The sequence below is a fragment of the Bacillus sp. AP50 genome (assembly GCF_040492675.1).
GTDB classification, from domain to species: Bacteria; Bacillota; Bacilli; order Bacillales; family Bacillaceae_G; genus Bacillus_A; species Bacillus_A cereus.
Genome location: NZ_JBEUTW010000263.1, coordinates 1 through 5,150, shown reverse-complemented (window position 1 = coordinate 5,150; position 5,150 = coordinate 1). Strand labels below are relative to the sequence as shown.

Sequence of the window (5,150 nt, the reverse complement as noted above, 5' to 3'; positions counted from 1 at the left end):
CTACTATTTATAGAATTACACTGAGCTTTAACAAGTTTATGCTTATATATTGATTCTCTTATTTATTGTCACCAATGTTGATGAATTTATGCATAGCTTATTCTATACACAAATAGCTTTTTGAATTATCTTTTCAGAATAAATAAAGGAGACTTTCTCTTTTATGCACTTTCCCCTTACCAGTCTTAAATTTCCCTTTAATCAACAATAAGAACAAATCTTCAATATAGTACATCTTCTTTGAACTACCCCCACTTTCAATTCCTAAGTAAAGAGTTCTATCGAACTCTAATTGATTAGGCTAACCCTGCAGTCCTTGCGGTTAGAAGCCTTATCGCTTCACTCTTTAGATTGATACTTGCGTTAATATCCCTATCATGGTGTGTACGACAAGAAGGACAGTCCCATTCACGTAGGTTTAGATTTTTAACGTCTTTATTTTGATATCCACAATATCTACCAGAAGGGTTCTGTCTAACTGTAGCATTTACAATACGCCCCTCTACTTCGCGACTTTTGGCAAATCGAACAAGGCCTAGTTTCGGCAACTTTATTTTGTTCCCTACAACGGCAATGTTTTCATTTGTTTGTTTTGTGGTATAAGATTGTACGTTGTTCTTCTTAGATTTAAAGCGCGGTGCGCTGTTTTGTTTTTTGAAAAAGCGCGTATAAGCATCCGCAAGGTTGCGAACAGACGACTGAATCGCAATACTATCCACTTCTTTTAGCCAAACAAGCTCTTTCTTCATGGCAGGTAGTTTGGCAGAGCATATACCATAGGTCAAGCCTTTTCCTGTCTCTTTGTATGCGTGATCCCATAAGGATAAAAAATGATTGAATACAAAGCGAGAACACCCAATCGTTTTGTTGATTAGAATTGCTTGTGCTTGATTTGGATAGATACGAAACTTATAGGCTTTATTAATCATTATTTGATTCACCTCCATTTCGGTATATGACTATTATACACCGAACATACATTCGATAGATAGTAGAGTAATACTTTCTATATGTCGAACAATTAAGATGGCTTCCTGCCATCTCTTGTTCGAGGTCAATTCATCTCCCACCTACTCACTGGACTGTGACCCTTCACGCCCCTTGAGGAAGGAGTCTTCTTGGCTAAAATGATAAAATAAAACAAAACCATACGTAAGATAATTTTACTATTACAAATAATGACATAGTCTGTTTCACCTTTTACATTATCTAAAAAAGAACTTGTAGGAATTCTTACAAGTTCTTTTTTATTTCCTTTATTCTCTTCTTATTTACATACGCAAGATTTATACATTTGGTGGTGATACATACTATATTTATCCGATAAAACAATCTAAAAATTAATACATAATTGATCGTTTTAAGAAAAAGAAATTTCATAAATCTTCAATCACAGTTTCTTAGTTCACCTAATAGAACGTATAAAGACTCATATCATCTTTTGATTATTTTTGGATGTTTTATTCTACGTATATTCGACACGAATTGATTGTTTTTTATGAATTTTCTTGAAAAATATTGTAATATCACTCCATTTTTTCTTCTATTTTGTTATGATGTTTATAATTAAATTGGATTAGGATTTTTTTAGAAAATGGGGGCGTATATTATGAGTGTCTCAGTAAAAGGAAATGAGCAATTAACCTCTCTATTGAACGACTGGTATCGATCTATGCTATCTCAGCAAGTTATAAAAGCTACTAATCTAAAAAAGAAAATTGATGAAAAAATTAATAAGTTAAGCATTGAACCGAATCAAGAGCATCAGGATCAAAATTTGTTACTATACTATTCACTACTCGAATTTCGTTACAAGGTCTTAACAGATAGCCTTGGTATTCAACAAAATAGTTTTGATACTATTAGCGATTATGATATGCCTACAGATCAATTTCTACAATTCTATTATCATTTTTTCAAATCCATTCATTCCACTTTTATATCAAATTATACTGAGGCAGAGGAACATTATAAACTAGCAGAAAAAATATTGGTAGCTATACCAGATGAAATTGAACACGCCGAATTTTACTATAGAATTGCTACTTTCTATCACCATACCTATAACAATCTCGCTTCTATCGAATACGCAAATAAATCGAGAGCAATCTTTTCAAAGTACGAAGGTTATGAAGTAAAAACAGCCTTTTGTAATAGTTTGCTAGGTGGTTGCTGCATCTATTTAAAACAGTACGAACAAGCAGAAGAATATCTACATTGTGCAATTGATTTACTACAAAAAAATAGGGAAGAAGATTCCTTGTTATACGTAAAAAATACTATGGGGTGGCTGTATTCTGATCAAAGTATGTCTACTTTAGCTATTCGTCACCTTTCAGAAGTAACAGAGAAAATCCCTACACACTTCAAGGCCATCTTCCTACAAGCTAAGGAACATTATAAGTTAGGAGAACAATCAACGGCCAGCCAACTCGTTGATAAGGGACTACAGATTTGCAGAGAGATTCATAACGAAGAATATACACACCACTTCTCTATTTTAAAAAAATTAAATGAAAATATTCCATTGGAAGAATTAGAAAAAATCATTCAAGAAGGAATCTTATACTTTGAGGAAGAAGAATTATGGGAATATGTTGTCGAATACGCCGAATTATTTGCCACAAAATGTAGACAATTAGAGGACCACCAAAAAGTAAGTGACTATTTCCATATTTGTTATCAAGCAAGACAAAAATCAATCGCAAAAGGAGTGTTAAAATAATGAAAAAAATTAGCTTATTATTATCAAGCATTGCTTTTATTGGGGTATTAACGGTGGGAATTTTTCAGTTTTCTAAAACAGATCAGCTTGCTACTCATGGGCATTATCCTGCTCCTTCATATAGTGTTGGCGATTATGGTGGTGCACCACCACAAATTTAATGTAAATGTATTTAAAAACCCTCCAAATGGAGGGTTTTTAAATGGCTTATCTGCCTGTTCAATACGCATAGAGAGTACATATTATACTTATTTACTATGTTATAAGATTTTTCATTTCCACTCTGTAACAAGATTCTAGCATTCTCTCCTAGAATCTCAACTTAAATCTTAAATCCACCAATTAACTCTTGAAGTTCTTCCGCCATCTGTGCTAATTGTATTGCTGAAGAATTTATCTCTTCCATAGAAGCATGTTGTTCCTCAGATGAACCAGCTATCGTTTGCATACTTGAAGAATTTTCTTTTACAGCCATAGCTATTTGATCAATCGATGTATCGACTTTCATTGCATCAGTAGTCATTGTATTAGATAGTTCCACCATATCATGCACTTTTGACACAATATCATTTGCAGATTTTGAAATCTCATAAAAACTTTGTTTTGTATCGTTAGCAACTTTAATTCCCGACTGTACTTCTACGCCTACTTCATTCATAGCTTTTACAGTCTCATGTACGTCTGCTTGTATTTCCTGAATTAAACTTCCAATTTCCATTGAAGATCCGGATGATTGCTCCGCCAACTTTCTAACTTCATCGGCAACAATTGCAAACCCTCTCCCCTGTTCCCCAGCTCTAGCTGCTTCAATCGCTGCATTTAATGCTAATAAATTTGTTTGTTCCGCAATATTTTGAATCGCTTCTAATATACTGCCAATTTGCTGTGATTTCTTATCTAATAATTTTATGACATTATCGGATTGAGAAACAGAGTGATGGATAGACTGCATTTGTGTTACAGTTTGTTCTACTAATTGTTCACCTTCATTGGCTTTTTGTTTAGTGTATATGGATGAAGCCGATACTTCAGAAGCATTCTCAGCTACGTATTGAATATTTCGTGTTACCTCACCAATTAATTCAGCTCCAGACTCAACTTCATTATTTTGAACCTCTGCACTGTTCGAGATTTCTTCCATCTCTTTTGTAATTTGTTCTGTCGCAACACTTGCTTGCTCTACACTAGCAGTTAGTTCCTCAGAAGACGCAGCTACATGTCCTGCAGATGTGTTAATTTGAGAAATAATATTACGTAACGACTCTGCCATTGTATTGAAACTACCACCTAATTGACCAAGTTCATCCTTTGAACGAATATCTATTTTCTCGGTTAAATCTCCTTGACTAATTCTTTGAGCTGAAATGACTAATTGTCTTAGTGGAGTAATTATAGATTTGAGTATGAATAGAATTACAATTCCACCTAACAATAATGAAGCACCTATTATAGTGAGCGTTTTATAAAAAATAGGATTGGTAGCTTCTTCAATTTCTTTCGTAGGCATTACGCCAGCTATTTTCCAACCTGTTTTTTTATTTGTCTTAAAGCTTATGTTTCGATCTTCACCATTGAGGCTATAAGTAATTACTCCATCTTCTGTCTTGTACAATTCATCCACTAAAGTTTTATCTAATTTCTCTCCAGGTTTTAGTGATGGATGAACAACTATAGTTTTATCTTGACTAACTATAGATACAAATCCTTGCTTCCCAATTTTTATCATTTTAGATGTTTTTACGATATCTTTAATATTCAAATCTACGCCAATGACACCACTTTTATCTGCATTCTGCTTTGCAATTGCAATTACCATATTTCCTGTAGACTTTGATTTATATGGAGATGAAACAATAATCTCTCCATCTGCTTTTACTGCATCCTTGTACCAACTGCTTTCTAGCGGATTAAACCCTTCTGGTATTTTTCCAACAGGTGCATGAATAAATTGATTGTTACTGGATGCCGTATAAATCGTTTCTATCTCTGGATGTAACTGTATATATTGATCAAATTTATTCTGTACATTTTGCGATTGTTCAGGATTATAATCCCCTTGTGTGAGTACCTTTGCAAAATGAGCGATATCTGTATGCTTATTTTCTAATTCATCATCAACAATCTTATCTAAAATACTTATATTATCTTTTGCTGATTGTAGAATTGTTTCATTAAGATCTGTTTTTGCTTTATTATAAGATGATACTCCTACGATAAGGCTTGGTATAATTAATATTGCTATAAATGCCATAGACAACTTCGTTTTAAGCTTTATTTGCCCCAATCTTTCTTTTATATTAAACACTAGCCACTTCTCCTTTTCATTTTTACTACTTATATAGTTTATTTAAATTTTTCTCCTTTACTTTTCCACATTCATTTATGGTACCATTCGAAATGAAACCACAATTACATCCTATTATCC

General features: G+C 33.2%; 4 protein-coding genes. 2 read left to right on the top strand and 2 right to left on the bottom strand.

The features are described from left to right. Positions 1-296: 296 nt before the first annotated feature. Positions 297-929: an RNA-guided endonuclease TnpB family protein gene (locus ABWK52_RS18890; RefSeq protein ID WP_098541152.1), complete on the bottom strand. Its 633-nt coding sequence runs from the start codon at positions 927-929 to the stop codon at positions 297-299. Positions 930-1,609: 680 nt separating this feature from the next. Here ABWK52_RS18890 and ABWK52_RS18885 point away from each other — a divergent pair. Both ABWK52_RS18885 and ABWK52_RS18880 read left to right on the top strand, forming a co-directional pair. Next, positions 1,610-2,725, top strand: coding sequence for a Rap family tetratricopeptide repeat protein (locus tag ABWK52_RS18885; RefSeq protein ID WP_098541154.1), 1,116 nt, complete (start codon positions 1,610-1,612; stop codon positions 2,723-2,725). After that, entirely contained in the window at positions 2,725-2,886 is a 162-nt protein-coding gene (locus tag ABWK52_RS18880; RefSeq protein WP_000724116.1) for a hypothetical protein, read from the top strand. Before ABWK52_RS18885 ends, ABWK52_RS18880 begins: the two co-directional genes overlap by 1 nt. A 161-nt stretch (positions 2,887-3,047) precedes the next feature. Here the strand turns inward: ABWK52_RS18880 and ABWK52_RS18875 are convergent, their stop codons facing one another. Next, positions 3,048-5,030, bottom strand: a complete 1,983-nt coding sequence (locus ABWK52_RS18875; RefSeq protein WP_140337571.1) for a methyl-accepting chemotaxis protein — start codon at positions 5,028-5,030, stop codon at positions 3,048-3,050. Positions 5,031-5,150: the final 120 nt, after the last annotated feature.

Bases quoted from the DNA above. Each gene is read 5' to 3' on its own strand.
- ABWK52_RS18880 (WP_000724116.1), top strand. From the start codon at position 2,725: ATGAAAAAAATTAGCTTATTATTATCAAGCATTGCTTTTATTGGGGTA.
- ABWK52_RS18885 (WP_098541154.1), top strand. From the start codon at position 1,610: ATGAGTGTCTCAGTAAAAGGAAATGAGCAATTAACCTCTCTATTGAAC.
- ABWK52_RS18890 (WP_098541152.1), bottom strand. From the start codon at position 929: ATGATTAATAAAGCCTATAAGTTTCGTATCTATCCAAATCAAGCACAA.